The organism is Vibrio lentus, from assembly GCF_030409755.1.
In the GTDB taxonomy this organism is placed as follows: domain Bacteria; phylum Pseudomonadota; class Gammaproteobacteria; order Enterobacterales; family Vibrionaceae; genus Vibrio; species Vibrio lentus.
Genome location: NZ_JAUFQE010000002.1, coordinates 2,050,505 through 2,067,601, shown reverse-complemented (window position 1 = coordinate 2,067,601; position 17,097 = coordinate 2,050,505). Strand labels below are relative to the sequence as shown.

The following is a 17,097-nucleotide window of genomic DNA, read 5'->3' as shown; positions in this document are numbered from 1 at the left end:
GCCAGTTAATGTCGAAAATCGAGGATTAGGACATGTGTGGTATTGTTGGAATCGTGGGTTCAACACCTGTAAACCAGTCTATTTATGACGCTTTAACGGTATTGCAGCATCGTGGCCAAGATGCCGCTGGTATTTGTACCATAGAAAGCAATCGTTTCCGTCTGCGTAAGGCGAACGGTTTAGTTAAAGATGTTTTTGAAGCAAAACACATGCAGCGCCTCCAAGGTAACGTTGGTATTGGTCATGTTCGTTATCCTACAGCGGGAAGTTCGAGTGCTTCTGAAGCGCAACCTTTCTACGTAAACTCTCCTTTTGGCATCACGTTGGCGCACAACGGTAACCTAACGAATGCAAGTGAAGTTCGTGAGAAGTTGTTCGAAAAAGACCGCCGTCATGTCAACACAACGTCTGATTCTGAAGTTCTACTGAACGTATTGGCTCATGAGATCGATACGGTTAAAGGTAATGTGACTTCAGAAGATGTGTTCCGCGCCGTTGCAAACGTGCACCGTACTATTCGTGGTGCTTATGCAGTGACAGCGATGATCATCGGCCACGGCATGATCGCATTCCGTGACCCACATGGTATTCGTCCACTGTGTCTTGGTAAGCGTGAAATTAACGGTAAAACAGAGTACATGGTTGCGTCTGAGTCAGTAGCGTTAGATGCTGTTGGTTTTGATTTTATGCGCGATGTTGCTCCTGGTGAAGCTATCTACGCAACATTCGATGGTGAGCTTTTCACTAAACAATGCGCAGACAACCCACAACTAAACCCATGTATTTTTGAGTTTGTTTACTTTGCTCGTCCTGATTCATTCATCGATAAAATTTCGGTTTACAGCGCACGCGTTGAGATGGGTGAGATGTTAGGTAAGCGTATTAAAGAAGAGTACGCAGACCTAGACATTGACGTGGTTATTCCAATTCCTGAAACATCAAATGATATCGCGTTACGCATTGCTCAAGCGATTGATAAGCCATATCGTCAAGGTTTCGTGAAAAACCGTTACGTTGGCCGAACGTTTATCATGCCTGGTCAGCAGCAACGTAAGAAGTCGGTTCGCCGTAAACTCAACGCGATTCGTTCTGAGTTTAAAGGTAAGAACGTTCTATTGGTTGATGACTCGATTGTTCGTGGTACAACATCAGAGCAGATCATTGAGATGGCTCGTGATTCTGGTGCAAGCAAAGTCTTCATGGTTTCTGCTGCTCCTGAGGTTCGTTTCCCGAATGTTTACGGTATCGATATGCCAAGCGCGACGGAGCTTATTGCTCATGGCCGTGATAACGAAACGATTTGTAAGCAGATTGGCGCAGACGCTTTGATCTTCCAAACGCTACCAGACTTAATCTCTGCTGTAGGTATGGGTAATCAAGACATCTCTCGTTTTGATACTTCTGTATTCAACGGTGAGTATGTAACAGGCGATATCGACCAAGCGTACTTAGATTTCCTAGATTCTTTACGTAATGACGACTCGAAGGTTGAGCGTGAGATTCAACAAGATCTCGCTAACCTAGAGTTACATAACGAAGGCGCTTAGCGTACTCATAAAACATGAGTAATAAAAAACCAGAGCATCGGCTCTGGTTTTTTTGTTTGCGGGAAAGGGGATTGAATCTTAGTGAATGTGGTATGCGATTACAAAATCGATAAACAATCTAACCTTCTCTGGCAGGTGGTCTTTGTGGTTATAAAGCATGTAAATATCACGAGGGTTAGCACTCCAGTCTTCTAGGACTTGCACTAAGCTGCCATCTTCAATGTATTCACGGATCATGACATCAGGCATTAGGGTGATACCTAGGCCCTCTGAACAGGCTTGCCTCACGACATTAAGCGCATTGGCGTTGAAACGGCCTTTCTCGCTATTAACAACTGTTTCGTCATTCGAATTACTCAGCTGCCACTTAATCAGCGGGTAACCTTTGAGTAAAGAATGATTCGCCAGTTCTTCTGCGTGGCTTGGAGCGGGGTTCTTCGCTAAGTAGTCAGGGCTCGCGATCAGAATGTCTTTTACTTCACTGATCTTTCTGGCGATTAAGCTTGAATCACGCTGCGGGCCAACTCTGAAAATGACATCCCACTCTGTTGGGTCGAGCTGATCAGCTTGGTTATTCATCATTAACTCAATATTGATATCAGGGTATTGAGTCATGAATTCGCTGAACATCGGCATCATCATGCGCTTGGTCAGGTTGGAGGGAGCGGTAATGCGAATCTTCCCTGAAGCACCTTTACACACGTCAGTGAGTTCTTCTGCTGTAGAAGACAGACGTTGTAGTAACGGTGAGCATTCATTGAAAAAACGTTCGCCAGCCTCTGTTAAAGAGAGTTTACGCGCGTGTCTATTGAGAAGCCTTAGGTTCAAAGAGTCTTCTAGGGCTTGGATGCGTCGTGTAATGGTCGCAACCGGAATCATAGTCTTGCGCGATGTTGCGGTGTAGCTCCCATTTTCAACGACGAGTCGAAAGAGGTTTAAATCATCTAATTTCATAAATCCAGACACATTTGTTTACAATCTCATCTAATTTATACGTAATATTGAGATCAATGTTTGCGTTAAGTCAACTCGTTGCACTATTTACCAGTATTCCAACCCTTGTCACGAATTACCAGTAAAGAGTGCACATTTGTGTATTTAGCATTTTATTACTAAGTTTTATATTAGTTCTTAGAACAGATAACAATAATAATTCGACTTAGTTTTGTGAGGTTAGAGATTATGTACAAAACTCACAGTCAGCCAGTAATGACCTCGGCTCAGGAAGTTCCCAACCAGAAATGCGTTATGTTGGTTGATGATGATCCTATTTTTCGCCGTATAACCAGCGCCTATTTAGACAAGATTGGTTATAAAGTGGTTGAGGCTGAAAATGGACTGGACGCTCTGCAAAAGCTTAGAGACTCAGCGCCAGATTTAATTGTGTGTGACTTATCAATGCCGATTTTGGACGGCATAGAGTTGGTAGAAGAGCTAAGCTTGGAGTACCCGTCATTGCCTATGATCGTTGTGTCTGGCACCGATGATATGTCTGATGTCGCAAAAGCACTGCGTTTTGGTATCAAAGACTTTTTAGCGAAACCTCTAGAGGATCACGGTCACTTAGGAAGTGCAATTGCGAATACATTGACAGATTCGTTCGATAACATTTCAGACCAACGAGATTTTTCAAGCCAATGGTTCTGCGTTGATGACGGTGGCGAGATCCCTGAAGACCAAGAGCTACATTGGCATTTAAATTACCTGCAAGAGAACCCGAGTGCTGCAAGAGACTTATTGCACGCGCTGCTTCCAGAGAAAGACACACGACAAGGCTCATGGCGTTGTAGCTATCGATTGTTACAGTCGACAGAAATGATGCCGCTTGTTTTTGATTACGCGTGGATGATGAACGGACAGTTTGCTTTTTACCTCGTCGACTCGGCTTCTTCCGATAATGGCAGCTCAGCCAGTACCCTGTTGGTGAGAGCGCTATTCCATGATTACATACGCAATAGAAAAGATTTTAACGTTGATCTCAAAGATATTGCTGAGATTTTAGAGAAAGGCATTCAATGCTCCAAATGTGCAACACCGGTTAACGCTTTGTTCGGCGTCGCTGATCTCGCTGAAGGTACTATTTCTATTTTGCCTGCGGGCTTAGACGGGCAGTGGTCAAATGGTGAATTGAATCAACACATTGCTGCTGGTGAGCGTTTGGGAGAAAATTGTAAGAAGAACTTCATTACTCGTGACTTGCCCATTCAACAGGGCTGTCAGCTGACATTAAGCCTACTGGGTTCTGCGAGTTTCAGCTTAGATATCCACCAAGGGTCAACCGATTAACCCTATTTTTCCTCGGTTTTTGTGAATAATTGATTAAGGTATAGTTGCGCAAATGGTGTGGCTATGCCTTTTTTGTTAAATGTCGATTTAGCAAAGAGGGTTTGGTTCGCCAGATACTTACCTTTACTAACAAAAATAAGAAGCAATCATGGCAGATAACAAAGACTTTAAAGACCCGTTTAATGTATTCTATTTTCTCGGTTTTTTAGCCGCATTTTTAATGATTCCATTGCTACCAGCAACACTAACGTTGATTCGTGTATTCAATGGTTACGCAACATTCTAGTTAAGTTATTTTAGTCAATCTATGATAGCCAACTCAAGGAGGCCACAATTAGCGTTCGAGTTCTAAGCCTGAATATTGCTGGTGGCCTTTGTATATTCCTCGCGGTTTTAGGTATTGTTTTACCTGTTCTGCCCACAACACCTTTCCTCCTTCTTGCTAGCGCATGCTTCATGCGAAGTAATCCTAAAGTTCACAAATGGATGCATGAGCATAAAACGCTCGGCCCGCTACTGAACAATTGGTATCAACATGGTGCTGTGACCAAACAAGTTAAAACGCGTGGCGTATTCTTTATCTTGTTGAGTTTTGCGTTATCGATCTACTTTGCCCCGATCATTTGGGTCAAGGCCTTCCTAATTTGTGTACTTGTTATTCTTCTCACATGGTTTATGCGACTTCCAACCCATGAGTTGGTTGCTGACAGCAAAGAAAATCACTACCATTAAGCCAGTGTGCCTGCTTCAATAGCGGGCGTTTATTATTTCAGCAATCAGAGTTATGACTCTCGTTGCAATGAATACCAATCGTACCTTTCCTTAATCCAGTGCATTAACGTGTTCGACTCGTTAATGAGAGTTTGGAAAGCGGCCTAATGAAGTGCATAAGATTATGAACACAGAAAAAATCGCTCTGATCAAAGCAAGCATCAAAACCATTCCTGATTACCCAAAAGCGGGTATCTTATTCCGTGACGTGACAAGCTTGATGGAAGATCCAGCCGCGTACAAAGCGACGATCGAACTGTTAGCGGAAACTTATAAGGACATGGGCTTTACTAAGATCGTGGGCACTGAAGCTCGTGGTTTCTTGTTTGGTGCACCTTTAGCTTTAGAGCTAGGTGTTGGTTTTGTTCCTGTTCGTAAACCGGGCAAGCTACCTCGTGAAGTCGTGGCACAATCTTATGAGCTTGAGTACGGCACTGATACGTTAGAAATCCATACGGATGCAATTGTTGAAGGCGATAAAGTACTTATGGTTGATGACTTGCTAGCAACTGGCGGTACGATTGAAGCAACAACTAAGTTGATCCGTCAACTTGGCGGTGTGGTAGAGCACGCTGCATTCGTTATTAACCTTCCAGAAATCGGTGGTGAAAAACGCTTACAAGGTTTAGATCTTGAAGTGTTTAGCATCTGCGAATTCGACGGTCACTAATCCTTTCGGAATTATTCATGAGCTATCTTGCGTTAGCGCGAAAATGGCGACCAACCAAATTCAAAGAAGTGGTTGGTCAAGCCCATGTTTTAACAGCATTAGAGAATGCACTTAGCCAGAACAGGTTGCACCATGCTTACCTGTTCAGCGGGACTCGAGGTGTCGGTAAAACGACCATCGGCCGTTTATTTGCTAAGGGTCTAAACTGTGAAACAGGCATTACCTCAACACCTTGTGGTGAGTGTGCAACCTGTAAAGAGATCGATGAAGGTCGTTTTGTTGATCTTCTTGAGATCGATGCTGCATCTCGAACTAAGGTAGAGGATACCCGCGAGCTTTTGGACAACGTCCAGTACAAGCCTGCACGTGGTCGCTTCAAGGTTTACCTGATCGATGAAGTACACATGCTGTCTAGGCACAGTTTCAACGCGCTTCTAAAAACCTTAGAAGAGCCGCCTGAGTATGTGAAGTTCTTGCTCGCAACGACCGATCCACAAAAGCTTCCGGTTACGATTCTTTCACGTTGTCTTCAGTTTCATCTCAAGCCGATTAGCGTCGATAATATCCACGAGCAACTCGATCATATTCTTGAACAAGAAAGTGTGACCTCGGAGTCTCGTGCGTTAGGTATGATTGCTCATGCTGCTGACGGCAGTATGCGTGACGCACTGAGTCTAACGGATCAAGCTATTGCGTTGGGTAACGGTAATGTTGAGACAGACACTGTAGCTCATATGCTCGGTACGCTGGACACTGACCAAGCGATTCATCTACTTGAAGCTATCAGCAGTAAGCAGCCACAAGTAGCGATGGCTTGCATCCAAGGTCTTGCCGAGAATGGCGTGGAATGGGATGGCTTGTTGAGTCAACTTGCGACCCAATTGCATCGTCTGGCCATGTACCAAGCGCTGCCATCAACCTTAGATAAAGCGCAGCCTGATGCTGAACGTCTAGAACTGCTTAGCAAAGCGTTGAGCCCACAAGATATCCAGCTGTACTATCAGATTGTGTTGAAAGGGCGTCAAGACCTTCCATTATCACCAACCGCTCGTGTTGGCATTGAGATGGTGGTTCTGCGTATGTTGGCATTCAGACCTGCAGAGCAAGTTAGTGCGACGGCTATCTCAACTGAGTCGACTCGCCCAGCGCAAGCAGTTCAAGGACAAGCTCCAGCTCAAAGCGTTGCTCAGCCTGTAAGCCAGCCAGCGCCAATGGCAGCTTCGAGACAACCAGTTCAGGCTCCTGTGGTTTCGCAGCCTCAAGTAAAGCAACAAGCGCCTCAACAAGCTCCTGTTCAGCAGCCTGTGCAACAACATCAACAACAGAACCCGGCGCAATATTCAGATTCGCAAGGTTACGCTGATCATTCAGGCAACCAAGGTTATCCAGAACAGGATTACCCGCACAGTCAGTATGATGCGCCACCTACTTATGACGAACGTCCTAGCTACGGTGCAGAGCAAGCGATGAGTCCTGCGACTCAGCAAATGCCACCACAGCAGAATCAAGCGACGAATCAGAGCCAGCCTCAACAGGCAAGCGCTGAACCGACGCAACAAGAACAACCAGCACGCTCTTCATCGCCAGTGAGTGGTTTACGTCACCAACTGCGTTCTCAACGCAGAGGCAGTGCAGCTCCAGAAAGTAAAGGTTCAACGCCAAAAAAGGCTAAAGCGACACCAGCTAAAACTTCAGTTCTTGACCGAGTTGCTCAGCAACACGGTGGTTCTGAGCGGGTGTCGCCAGCTTCTTTAAAGACCTCTTCGACAGAAAATGTTACCAATGATAATGAACCTTATCGTTGGAAACCGTCTAAACCTGTAGTAAAAGAAGTCAGCAAAGAGCTTACACCTACTCAGATCAAGCGCGCGCTTGAGCATATTAAGACACCAGAAATGGTCGAGAAATTGCTCAAAGAATCTATTGCTCAAGATGACTGGTCCGCCACGATTCAAAAGCTAGAGACCGCGAAGCTTGTTGAACAGTTAGCGTTGAACTCAGTGTTTGATAAAAATGGCACTTCGATTGCCTTAACGTTGAGAGCGAGCCAAGCTCACTTGAATACCGACCGTGCACAAAGCGAGCTATTACAGTCGCTCAATGCTGTGCTCGGAGAAGAGTGTCATTTGAGTGTGGAAATCGGCGATGGTGGGGAAACGCCACTAGAATTAAGAGAAAGGCTGTATCAAAGCAAGTTGAAAGACGCGTTTTCCAGTTTGGAGAACGATGCCAACGTACAGTTTATCGAAAGACGTTTTGCTGCCGAGCTTGATAGAGATAGCGTTCGTCCAATATAACGTTCCTACAATGCAACGTTCTATCAGGATAGAGACATCTTTCATTTAGTGATGGGCATATCATCCTTGGAAAGCAAATCAGAGAACTGAACTCGTGGGGTTGAATCACAGAGCTTTAACCCCCATTTAAGCCCTTAGTAGCTTAAATGATTTTATATAAACCAATTAGACCAGAGAGTAATAACATGTTTGGTAAAGGCGGTATGGGCAACATGATGAAGCAAGCCCAGCAAATGCAAGAGCGCATGCAAAAGCTTCAAGAAGAAATCGCAAATATGGAAGTTACAGGTGAGTCAGGTGCTGGCCTTGTAAAAGTTACGATTACTGGTAGTCACAGTGTTCGTCGCGTTGATATTGATGAAAGCCTAATGGAAGACGATAAAGAGATGCTTGAAGATCTTATCGCAGCCGCTTTCAACGATGCAGCTCGTCGTGTTGAAGAGACTCAAAAAGAGAAAATGGCTGGCGTAACTGGTGGGATGCAACTTCCACCAGGTATGAAAATGCCTTTCTAAGCGACTTATTTATAAGAGACTTGTCTCTATCAACGGCCTATTTTGAATAGGCCGTTACTTTAAAAGTTAGAACGGTTAAATATGCGTACCAGTCATATGCTGGAGCATTTGATGGAGGCCTTACGTTGTCTACCTGGGGTTGGCCCCAAGTCGGCGCAGCGTATGGCCTTTCATTTGTTACAGCGCGATAGAAAAGGCGGCCTACAGTTGGCTGAAGCTCTTAGCCAAGCAATGACTGAAATTGGTCATTGTAATGAGTGCCGTACTTTTACTGAAGAAGATACTTGCCACATTTGTACCAATCCTAAACGTCAGGATAACGGTCAAATCTGTGTAGTTGAGAGCCCTGCAGACATTGCAGCCATTGAAGCAACTGGCCAATATTCAGGTCGTTACTTTGTGCTTATGGGGCATCTTTCACCACTTGATGGTATCGGTCCAAGTGATATCGGTCTCGATGTTTTGGATTACCGTTTACGTCGTGGTGATATCACTGAAGTAATTCTAGCGACCAACCCGACAGTTGAAGGGGAAGCAACAGCGCATTACATTGCTGAGCTATGTAATGCCCATGACGTGAACGCAAGTCGTATCGCCCATGGTGTTCCCGTTGGTGGTGAGCTAGAGCTGGTGGATGGCACCACGCTTTCGCACTCCTTACTCGGTCGTCATAAGATCTAAAAAAGCCGCTCATTGAGCGGCTTTTTATTTGTTCTAAACTCTTATCTATTTAATGCTTAATCCTTCCCACGTATTGCTTTGTAAATCACGGCTCCAATCACGGCTCCAATAATCGGTGCAACCCAGAATAACCATAGTTGCGAAACAGCCCAATCACCGACAAACACAGCTACACCAGTACTTCGCGCAGGATTCACTGAGGTGTTGGTTACAGGGATACTGATAAGGTGAATTAGGGTCAAACAAAGACCGATAGCGATAGGTGCGAATCCAGCCGGTGCTTTTGAATCGGTTGCGCCCATAATCACGAACAGGAACACCATGGTCATGACGACCTCACAGACGAGTGCAGCGGTAAGTGAATAACCACCAGGAGAGTGTTCACCATAACCATTTGAAGCAAAGCCTGATGAGACAACGTCAAAACCTGCTTGGCCGGAAGCTATGACAAATAACACACCACCCGCGATAATACCGCCAATCACTTGGGCAATAATGTAAGGCGCAACATCTTTGCCATCAAAGCGACCACCACTCCATAGACCTATGGTGACAGCTGGGTTGAGGTGACAACCTGATATATGCCCAATAGCAAAGGCCATGGTGAGTACGGTTAAACCAAAGGCGAGGGAAACTCCGAGTAGACCAATTCCCACATCGGGGAAAGCGGCGGCCAAGACTGCACTACCACAACCACCTAACACCAACCAAAATGTACCGAACATTTCTGCGATATATTTATTCATAACTATCCTTATTAATCTTTACCAGTATCAATAAGATAGTTTAAATTTATCAAAGTTGTGAAATCTTGGGCATATATAAAAAGAAAAGTATTCTTAGGTTATTGCTTCGAGCTCAATAAGGTTATCAAGTGCTTCTTGATCTGTTTTTCCACAGATGACAGGACAAGCTTTAAATTGGTGACACACCTTGGGGCGTGAAGACTGACCAAATAGCTTACAGAGGTTCTGCTCATTTAATTGAATGCAGCGCACGCCAGCAGGCTTGCCATTTGGCATTCCAGGAATAGCAGATGTAATACTTGGAGCGACACAGCATGCTCCACAACCTAGGCGACATTCCATCAAATTAAACTCACTAAATAACAGGGTGCGCGATAGTAGCAAAAAATGATGAGAGTGACAGCTGTTGATTGAATCAAAGAATGAACAATTATTATCCTTGAACTTTTTATGGGCTAGCGGTATAACACGCACCCCAGTAAAAGAGTAAGAAGTAATCCTATGACGAATCCATTTTGGCAAGAAAAGACACTAGAGCAAATGACCGAGAACGAGTGGGAATCACTGTGTGACGGTTGTGGTAAGTGTTGCCTACATAAACTAATGGATGAAGATAGCGATGAAGTTTACTACACCAACGTGGCGTGCAGCTGGTTAAACGACAAAACATGTTCGTGTAAAGACTACCCGAACCGCTTTACTTCAGGTGAAGAGTGTTTGAAGCTGACTCGTGACAAGATTCATGAATTCCACTGGTTACCAGACACTTGTGCTTACCGTCTTCTATCAGAATCTAAGCCGATTCCAGAGTGGCACCCATTGATTACGGGCTCTAAATCAGAGATGCATGCTGCTGGTGAAAGCGTTCGTAACAAAGTGGTATACGAAATCGATGTTGTCGATTGGGAAGACCACATCCTGAATCATCCGAATCGCTAGTTATTATAAAAAACAGCCGCTCTTTAGCGGCTGTTTTGCTATTTGGCGTCGCCTAAATTTAAAACTTACTTAAAGACTTAAAGACTTAAAGACTTAAATATTTAAAGCCTTAAAGACTTAAATATTTAAAGCCTTAAAAATTAAAACAAAAAACGCCCCGAAGGGCGCTAAGTGAAATGAGCAAAAAAGATTCAGGCTAGTTTACTTGTTGTTTAATGTACTCACCCAGTTCTGAGTGGTGCATGATTTTCGAAACTGGCAATATCTTCTCTGCAGGGCCCCAAGCAAACACGTTCACTGGTGTGTGAGTATGTGTACCTGTACCCCAAACGATGTTTTGACTTGTTGCCTGTTCACGAGCAAGCAAGTTGCCACGGTCGTTATAAGGGAAGAATGCATCGAAATCGTTGATAGCAGGCACTTCTTCTGCCGATAAATATTTGTGTTGAGCCAATCGGTATGGGTTCGGCTTACTCGCTAACACATTTTTCGCTTGTTCCGCTGTGATAGGGAACTCACTGTTTTCGTTGACGATTTCAGCGAGCTTTTCAGGTGTTTGCTGCGCTTTATCCAGTTTCTGAAATTCACTGATCATGCCGTAGTAGCTTTGCTTCTGATTATACAAACCATCAAGAATATCGAATGCGCCAAAGTTAAAGTTGGGTGCATAGTCGCGATCAGCGAAGGCTTCGCCAGAACGTTTCTGTGGTTTTGGAAGCTCATTAGAAGAGTAGCTGAAGCCAAAAGAACCTGTTTCGTGGTCTGCGGTCACAATCACGAGCGTGTCTTCACGATCTTTCGCCCATTCATACACAGTTTGGATTGCTTCATCGAACTTAAGTAATTCATGCAGCATGGTGCCAGCATCGTTACTGTGGCCTGCCCAGTCTATTTGGCCGCCTTCAACCATGAGGAAAAAGCCGTCTTCATCTTTGGATAGGATGTTGAGTGCTTTTTGTGTCATCTCTTTCAAGCTTGGCTGAGTTCGTTCGCCACTCTTTTTCTTATTGCTGTAAGCGATGCCATCATCCATGCCTGAGTAGGCGAATAGGCCAAGTAGTTTATCGCCTTTAGCGTCGTCTAGCATGTTGCGGTTAAACGCCAATTGGTAGCCGTCTTTTTCTGCTTCAGTAAGAAGGTTACGGTCGTCTTTACGCTTTGATTTTAGGTAAACGTCACCTTGAGTCAGTTGCTCAAGTTGCTTATAAGTTTCACCTTTGTCGTTGGTCGATTTAGGAATCCAATGACGTAGCCCTCCAGATAGCATCACATCAGCGCCCGTTGCTAGCATATCGGATGCAATTTGATTTTCTAAAGAACGGTGAGGTTGGTGAGCGGCAAAAGAAGCTGGAGTCGCGTGAGTTAAGCGCGTGTCTGAAACCAAGCCGGTCGCTTTGCCTGCTTTTTTCGCTTTCTCAAGTACTGTCTCAACATGGTTACCTTGGGAATCGATACCGATCACTTCTGAACCGCTGTAAATACCCGTTGCAAGCATGGTCGCAGAGCAAGCTGAATCCACTACGATTGCGTCTTCCGGATGTGTAAGGGATGAACCAATAACCCCTTCTTGAGCAAGTTGATAAAGGGCCGTTTTTTTCCCTTCATAGATGGAGTTTGGCGCTTGGTTTGCGTAGGTTTCCAATAAACCAACTTGCTGAGGTCCCATACCATCGCCAATCATTAGAATGACATTTTTGATTTCTGCTGAAAGTACGTTGAATGAGAGTGTAGAAGTTACCACTGCGGTAACAATTGGTTTCATAAAGTGCTTCATTAGTTATCCCTTTTTATATAAGCGGGATGATTAGAACACCGATTTGTGTCAAAGTCGTTTCATATTTGTTTCATCAATATGAAATTGAGCAATAACTCAAGTTTTTAGAAATGCATAAAAAAAGGCTCACATTTCTGTGAGCCTTTGTCGTATTTAGGAGAGTCCAAATAAATGGACTGTGTCATGGCTAATGTCAAGCAAGTGGCAGTTCAGCAACCACCTGATTGAACGCGACTCGAGCTTTCTGAGCTTGCTCTGATAACTCAACTTTTTTCGCTTGAGCTGTACTTAGGCTGTTTTCAGCCTGCTCAAGTGCTTGTTGTAGGTTTTCAGGAAGTTCATGTGTTTCCATTTGCGCACCTTGTTCAAGAACATAAGCGCGGATTTCTTTCTTCACGTCGGCAAGGGCTTTGTAAGCTTCACGTTCAAGTTCTGCGGCATCTTGTGCTGCATCTTTCTCTTTCTCGAACTGTGCCAGTGCCATACCTTCTGCCGACCATGGGTCCATGTCTGGCAGCTCTTCGATGTTAATCGTTGGCTCGATGTAACTCTCTTGGTGACGTAAATCGAGGCTCGTTGCACGAACGGCTGAGATCATCAACATCACAGAGATAGCCAGTAGCGGTAAACCACCAACAATCGCAGCTGTTTGAAGCGTACTTAAACCACCAAGGAACATTAGAATCGTTGGTAAGAACGACAGTGTGAATGCCCAGAACATACGGTTCCAACGCATTGGCTCTTCGGTTACGTTGTTCTGAACCACAGAAGCCAAAATGTAAGAAATCGAGTCAAAGGTTGTCGCAGTGAAAATAATACACAACAGTGTAAATACGGCGATCACTAACGTGCTCATTGGCAGTTGTGCCAGCATTGAGAAAATCGCTTTGGTAGCGCCTTCTTCGTTTAGGATTGCGACGACATCGAGTTCACCAGATAACTGCAGGGATAAACCGTAGTTACCTAAGATCATGAAGAATAAGAAACAGCCTAATGAACCAAAGAAGATTGAGCCTGACACCATTTGTTTAATGGTTCTGCCGCGAGAGATACGCGCAACAAACAGGCCCATACTTGGTGCGAAAACTAGCCACCACGCCCAGTAGAAAATGGTCCAATCTTGTGGGAAATGTGTGTTTTCGAACGTGCCGTAGCCGCCGAATGGTTCAGCCCACGTAGCCATCACGAAGAAATTAGACAATAGGCGACCAATCGAGTCTAAGCCCGTTTCAAGCATGAAAATCGTTGGGCCAGCGATTAATACGAATACCAATAATCCCATCGCACCCCAGAAGTTGATGTTACTGAGGATCTTGATGCCTTTTTCCAAACCCGCATACGATGAGTACGCGAATATTGCAGTACAAACCAAAAGCACCATAACTTGAGTTAGGTTATTTTTTGGTAAACCGAATAGGTGGTTAAGACCTTCAGTAATAAGAGGAGCAGCTAAACCTAACGTTGTCGCAGCGCCACCTAATAGGCCGAAAATGAATAGGATATCTACCACTTTACCGGCAACACCGCGGCTATGGTGTTCACCTAGTACAGGCATTAATGCGCTAGAAATTTTTAGTACAGGCTGTTTACGTACATAGAAAAAGTAGGCAATAGGAATTGCAGGGATTAGATAAATAGACCAAGCAATCGGACCCCAGTGGAATAAACCATAGGTCGCAGCCCAACGAACGGCTTCTTCACTGCCAGGTTCTAGTTGGAAAGGTGGTGATTGATAGTAGTAAGCCCACTCAATACAACCCCAGTACAAGATACTTGCCCCGATACCACCACAGAAAAGCATTGCTGCCCATGATGCGGTTTTGAACTCAGGTTCTTCATCAGCTTCACCCAGTTTAATTTGTCCCATGTCACTGAACACAACGTAAACCATGAAGGCACAAGCTGCGAGTCCAAGCGCTAGGTACAAGAAACCAAGTTGGTCTGTCATAAATGTTTTAGCTACCGCAATCCAGTCTGCTCCTTGCGTCGGGAACATAATCAGCGGGAAGACGATCGTGAGTAGGAGTGCTATCGCACCAAAAAAGGTTGGCTTATCAATAAGCGCAAAAGAGTTTTTCACGAGTATTATTCCATTAAAATGAGAGCGGAATTATGTCGTGAACTCGTTTTTTAGGACAAATCGGGTCTGTTGTCGTGACGACAAATCGTTTTTTGCAATGAAAGAGGCTCAGTGCAATAGATACTGCAAGCGATGCAGTGAAAGGAATACAGTAAAGGGAGGTAAGGTTAAATCAGAGCGAGAAGAATGCCACCAACCGTTGCCGCTGCGGATAAGTATTGCCCTGCTGAATAAGAGTTATCTTCCTCTTCTTCAATCTTATCTGGGTGATCCATACCAAGCGCACCATGAGCAAATGACTCAACCTTATCCGTTACGGTTTCATTCTCTGCTGCAACTCTCTTCGCTTCTTTATCGATTTCTTTAAGGGCAGATAATAGGGCTTTGCCTTCATCGGAAAGCTTAACGGTATTTTGCTCAACCTTAAGAGGTGCAGGCTTTTCAGCTTCAGTGCTTTTAGCTTGTGCGTTCATTTGCGAAGGTGAATACAGCTGAGTGTTACTCGTTCCTACTGGCGTCATATCGCTCTCCTTACCTATCCTTAAATATAGTATCGGCAGAGGTGTGAAAAACTTGTGCAATTAATCACCGTGGTGATGATTTTTTATTCGCACATTACATTTTCGTCTGCTTAGTCAAACTGCTTGGTAATTAAGCAATTCCTATGCCGATAACAATATTTATCTTAGGGCGCGATTGAAGAAGCCTTTAGCGTACTAGGTTTCCCCGCTTACCAGGCTTCTAGCTTACCAGACTTCAACTCAAATAAAGCTTAAGTCTGGAGAGCGAGTTTAATCGCATTTGAGATCGGATCCGCGCTTAGATAGGTGCTTGTATGCCTTCATTCGGTTCTCTTTTTTAACAAAGCGAGCCGGTGGCGAAAGCACTTCAAGCTGATAGTCACTGCTATCCGATGAGATTTCTTCAACTGGGCTGATGATGGCAATTTTCAAATCAGGGTTACGACGTAGAATTGATGCTGCAGTGCCTAAACCACCTTCGGTGTGGAATTTACCCGCTATATGGATCAACTGTTTTTCAGGGTTCGATGCTAGGTAATCAACAATCGATTCAGCCATAGTTTCGTCCCACGTTACCTGAGCAGCAAACTGTTTTTCTGTTTGCTCTGGTGTGCCGTGATGCATCGAAGCCATGAACTTTTCTTTGTAAAGGCTATCGCCGGTATCGACTTGGGATGCAACCCAGTTTCGTTGCTCTGAAGATAGCTGATCTAGATAAGTTAAACCCTTACGGCCAATACACTGTACAAACGGCTTTGGTGCGTTGGCCGCAATGATATCGACGTCGTTGGTTTTAGCGAACTCAACTAACGCGCGGTAATCACTTTCGTAGTTTGGCCAAGCAGCCGCTTGAGACATAAGAACTTGTTCGCCAATCTCATCATTTAGATATTGGTTTAATGTGTCCTGATGTTCTCGAGTGAATTGTTCCATTGAAAGCGCGATGTTTGATGTGGCATTGCGGCGCGCTTTTAAGAAGTCGGTTTGAAAGCGATGGATTGCCGAGTGAGTGTGCCATTCGCCAATAAGAACCACATCAGCATCAATCAACTGTTGAGGGAGAGCCTCAAGAGAAAGCGTTTTGCCTTGTGGAGAAGCAAATTGGTAGTCATAGAATGTAGAAACGACTTGCGTCTGCGTGTTAGCTACTTTTTGAGAAGTGCTGTTTGAAGGTTGATTAGCACAAGCTGTAAGCAGGGTAGCTAATCCGATAAGAATAATACGTTGCATGAAATGCCTCCTTGAAGAACACGCATACTAAAGGAGGCAAGGTGAGATTTCAATGCAAACGATAATCAATATCAATTAAAGTTGTTTGCGGTACACTCGCAGCATAAAGTCAGCTTCACAGTTGAATAGCTCGGTATCGATGAGTTGTTGTTTAAACTCTTCACTCGCTTTCCAAGCAAACGGCGTCATCTGTAGCAGGTCAAATGCATCCGACCCCGATAGTTCCATCATATAGTTTAGTTGCTCTTGGTGTTCAAGCGTAAAACCTTCGATCACTTCTGGGTCTTCATCGTGCAAACGAACACCATCATAAATCGCATCACGCAGCTGATAGAGGTGTCGGCTGGCTGGTGTCACGGTGATCACGACGCCATTGTCTTTGATTGTGCGCTGTAACTCTTCAGCCTTACATGGTGCATAAATGCGCAGAATGCCGTCTAAGCTATTTTCAGCAAAGGGTAGGCGATGACTCGAAGCAACAGAGAAATCGACCGCAGGGTAGCGTTTAGCCGCGTATTTGATAGCAATCTTAGAAATGTCTAGGCCAAAAGTAGCGCCGTTCTTTTCTTGAAGATTTACCGCAATTTCGTTGGTGTAATAACCTTCACCACAACCAATATCTAATAGGCTAGGTGCCTCTTCTGGCAGATAGCGAGAACATAATCCAACAACCGCTTGGCGCATTGGATCGTAATGGTTGCCTTCAAGGAAGCGGCGACGTGCCTGCATCATCTCTTTGTTGTCACCTGGATCTTTTGAGCGTTTGTGGTGCGCTGGCATCAAATTGACATAGCCTTCTTTCGCTAGGTCGAATTGATGGTTCTTTTCACACTTAAACGTACGATCGTTTTGAGATAAAGGTTGGTGACACAAAGGGCATTGGTAAGTCATTGCAAACTCGAGGTAGAAATTTCAAGGCCAAAATTTTAACAGGAAGCATAGAGGGGCGCTAGAATAAACCGCAGCAGTATAACTAACGAGACTAGTGAAATAGATAGAGCCAGCAGATGGCTGGCTCTATTGGTTGTTAGCTGCTCATT

General features: G+C 44.6%; 17 protein-coding genes. 9 read left to right on the top strand and 8 right to left on the bottom strand.

From position 1 onward, the window contains the following. Window positions 1-32 precede the first annotated feature (32 nt). Window positions 33-1,547: an amidophosphoribosyltransferase gene (gene purF, locus QWZ07_RS17570; protein ID WP_017106165.1), complete on the top strand. Its 1,515-nt coding sequence runs from the start codon at window positions 33-35 to the stop codon at window positions 1,545-1,547. A 78-nt stretch (window positions 1,548-1,625) separates the two neighbouring features. On the opposite strand, the gene QWZ07_RS17565 is transcribed toward purF, so the two are convergent. Next, window positions 1,626-2,501: a LysR family transcriptional regulator gene (locus tag QWZ07_RS17565; protein WP_029223580.1), complete on the bottom strand. Its 876-nt coding sequence runs from the start codon at window positions 2,499-2,501 to the stop codon at window positions 1,626-1,628. Between the two features lie 228 nt (window positions 2,502-2,729). Here QWZ07_RS17565 and QWZ07_RS17560 point away from each other — a divergent pair, with 228 nt between their 5' ends. The 7 genes from QWZ07_RS17560 (at window position 2,730) to recR (ending at window position 8,767) form a co-directional block, all read left to right on the top strand. Continuing rightward, entirely contained in the window at window positions 2,730-3,833 is a 1,104-nt protein-coding gene (locus QWZ07_RS17560; RefSeq protein WP_017111151.1) for a response regulator, read from the top strand. Between the two features lie 148 nt (window positions 3,834-3,981). Continuing rightward, window positions 3,982-4,119, top strand: a complete 138-nt coding sequence (locus QWZ07_RS17555) for a hypothetical protein (RefSeq protein ID WP_017106167.1) — start codon at window positions 3,982-3,984, stop codon at window positions 4,117-4,119. Between the two features lie 74 nt (window positions 4,120-4,193). Continuing rightward, on the top strand, window positions 4,194-4,565 hold the full coding sequence (locus QWZ07_RS17550; RefSeq protein ID WP_029225617.1) for a YbaN family protein: 372 nt from the start codon (window positions 4,194-4,196) through the stop codon (window positions 4,563-4,565). Between the two features lie 163 nt (window positions 4,566-4,728). After that, the gene (gene apt, locus QWZ07_RS17545; protein WP_017106168.1) at window positions 4,729-5,274 is read left to right on the top strand and encodes an adenine phosphoribosyltransferase; all 546 of its coding nucleotides are present in this window, start codon (window positions 4,729-4,731) and stop codon (window positions 5,272-5,274) included. Between the two features lie 17 nt (window positions 5,275-5,291). Further along, window positions 5,292-7,571 (top strand): DNA polymerase III subunit gamma/tau, encoded by a 2,280-nt coding sequence (gene dnaX, locus QWZ07_RS17540; protein ID WP_192852172.1) that lies wholly within the window; start codon window positions 5,292-5,294, stop codon window positions 7,569-7,571. Window positions 7,572-7,756: 185 nt separating this feature from the next. Beyond that, window positions 7,757-8,086: a YbaB/EbfC family nucleoid-associated protein gene (locus QWZ07_RS17535; protein WP_009848672.1), complete on the top strand. Its 330-nt coding sequence runs from the start codon at window positions 7,757-7,759 to the stop codon at window positions 8,084-8,086. Between the two features lie 81 nt (window positions 8,087-8,167). Next, the gene (gene recR / locus QWZ07_RS17530; RefSeq protein WP_192852171.1) at window positions 8,168-8,767 is read left to right on the top strand and encodes a recombination mediator RecR; all 600 of its coding nucleotides are present in this window, start codon (window positions 8,168-8,170) and stop codon (window positions 8,765-8,767) included. Window positions 8,768-8,823: 56 nt separating this feature from the next. Here the strand turns inward: recR and aqpZ are convergent, their stop codons facing one another. Then, window positions 8,824-9,513 carry an aquaporin Z gene (gene aqpZ, locus QWZ07_RS17525; RefSeq protein ID WP_102314862.1) on the bottom strand — a complete coding sequence of 230 codons (690 nt, stop codon included), beginning with the start codon at window positions 9,511-9,513 and terminating at the stop codon, window positions 8,824-8,826. A gap of 93 nt (window positions 9,514-9,606) precedes the next feature. Beyond that, window positions 9,607-9,855 carry a YkgJ family cysteine cluster protein gene (locus QWZ07_RS17520; RefSeq protein ID WP_017106172.1) on the bottom strand — a complete coding sequence of 83 codons (249 nt, stop codon included), beginning with the start codon at window positions 9,853-9,855 and terminating at the stop codon, window positions 9,607-9,609. Window positions 9,856-10,014: 159 nt separating this feature from the next. Here QWZ07_RS17520 and QWZ07_RS17515 point away from each other — a divergent pair, with 159 nt between their 5' ends. Next, window positions 10,015-10,452 (top strand): YcgN family cysteine cluster protein, encoded by a 438-nt coding sequence (locus QWZ07_RS17515; protein WP_017067609.1) that lies wholly within the window; start codon window positions 10,015-10,017, stop codon window positions 10,450-10,452. A 196-nt stretch (window positions 10,453-10,648) separates the two neighbouring features. Here the strand turns inward: QWZ07_RS17515 and QWZ07_RS17510 are convergent, their stop codons facing one another. The 5 genes from QWZ07_RS17510 to rlmA form a co-directional block, all read right to left on the bottom strand. Next, entirely contained in the window at window positions 10,649-12,226 is a 1,578-nt protein-coding gene (locus QWZ07_RS17510) for an alkaline phosphatase (protein WP_192852170.1), read from the bottom strand. A 193-nt stretch (window positions 12,227-12,419) separates the two neighbouring features. Next, window positions 12,420-14,306 (bottom strand): BCCT family transporter, encoded by a 1,887-nt coding sequence (locus QWZ07_RS17505; protein WP_017111140.1) that lies wholly within the window; start codon window positions 14,304-14,306, stop codon window positions 12,420-12,422. Between the two features lie 167 nt (window positions 14,307-14,473). Continuing rightward, a complete protein-coding gene (locus QWZ07_RS17500; protein ID WP_076669034.1) occupies window positions 14,474-14,827 on the bottom strand; it encodes a hypothetical protein in 354 nt (117 codons plus the stop codon). A gap of 270 nt (window positions 14,828-15,097) precedes the next feature. After that, window positions 15,098-16,057, bottom strand: a complete 960-nt coding sequence (locus tag QWZ07_RS17495) for a ChaN family lipoprotein (protein ID WP_192852169.1) — start codon at window positions 16,055-16,057, stop codon at window positions 15,098-15,100. A gap of 75 nt (window positions 16,058-16,132) precedes the next feature. After that, complete coding sequence (gene rlmA / locus QWZ07_RS17490) at window positions 16,133-16,948, bottom strand: 23S rRNA (guanine(745)-N(1))-methyltransferase (RefSeq protein ID WP_102299583.1); 816 nt, start codon at window positions 16,946-16,948, stop codon at window positions 16,133-16,135. Window positions 16,949-17,097 lie beyond the last annotated feature (149 nt).

Coding starts and splice junctions, on each gene's coding strand:
- recR (WP_192852171.1), top strand. CDS start 8,168: ATGCGTACCAGTCATATGCTGGAGCATTTGATGGAGGCCTTACGTTGT.
- purF (WP_017106165.1), top strand. CDS start 33: ATGTGTGGTATTGTTGGAATCGTGGGTTCAACACCTGTAAACCAGTCT.
- QWZ07_RS17510 (WP_192852170.1), bottom strand. CDS start 12,226: ATGAAGCACTTTATGAAACCAATTGTTACCGCAGTGGTAACTTCTACA.
- QWZ07_RS17535 (WP_009848672.1), top strand. CDS start 7,757: ATGTTTGGTAAAGGCGGTATGGGCAACATGATGAAGCAAGCCCAGCAA.
- QWZ07_RS17495 (WP_192852169.1), bottom strand. CDS start 16,057: ATGCAACGTATTATTCTTATCGGATTAGCTACCCTGCTTACAGCTTGT.
- apt (WP_017106168.1), top strand. CDS start 4,729: ATGAACACAGAAAAAATCGCTCTGATCAAAGCAAGCATCAAAACCATT.
- QWZ07_RS17565 (WP_029223580.1), bottom strand. CDS start 2,501: ATGAAATTAGATGATTTAAACCTCTTTCGACTCGTCGTTGAAAATGGG.
- QWZ07_RS17560 (WP_017111151.1), top strand. CDS start 2,730: ATGTACAAAACTCACAGTCAGCCAGTAATGACCTCGGCTCAGGAAGTT.
- QWZ07_RS17515 (WP_017067609.1), top strand. CDS start 10,015: ATGACGAATCCATTTTGGCAAGAAAAGACACTAGAGCAAATGACCGAG.
- rlmA (WP_102299583.1), bottom strand. CDS start 16,948: ATGACTTACCAATGCCCTTTGTGTCACCAACCTTTATCTCAAAACGAT.
- QWZ07_RS17500 (WP_076669034.1), bottom strand. CDS start 14,827: ATGACGCCAGTAGGAACGAGTAACACTCAGCTGTATTCACCTTCGCAA.
- dnaX (WP_192852172.1), top strand. CDS start 5,292: ATGAGCTATCTTGCGTTAGCGCGAAAATGGCGACCAACCAAATTCAAA.
- QWZ07_RS17555 (WP_017106167.1), top strand. CDS start 3,982: ATGGCAGATAACAAAGACTTTAAAGACCCGTTTAATGTATTCTATTTT.
- QWZ07_RS17520 (WP_017106172.1), bottom strand. CDS start 9,855: ATGGAATGTCGCCTAGGTTGTGGAGCATGCTGTGTCGCTCCAAGTATT.
- aqpZ (WP_102314862.1), bottom strand. CDS start 9,513: ATGAATAAATATATCGCAGAAATGTTCGGTACATTTTGGTTGGTGTTA.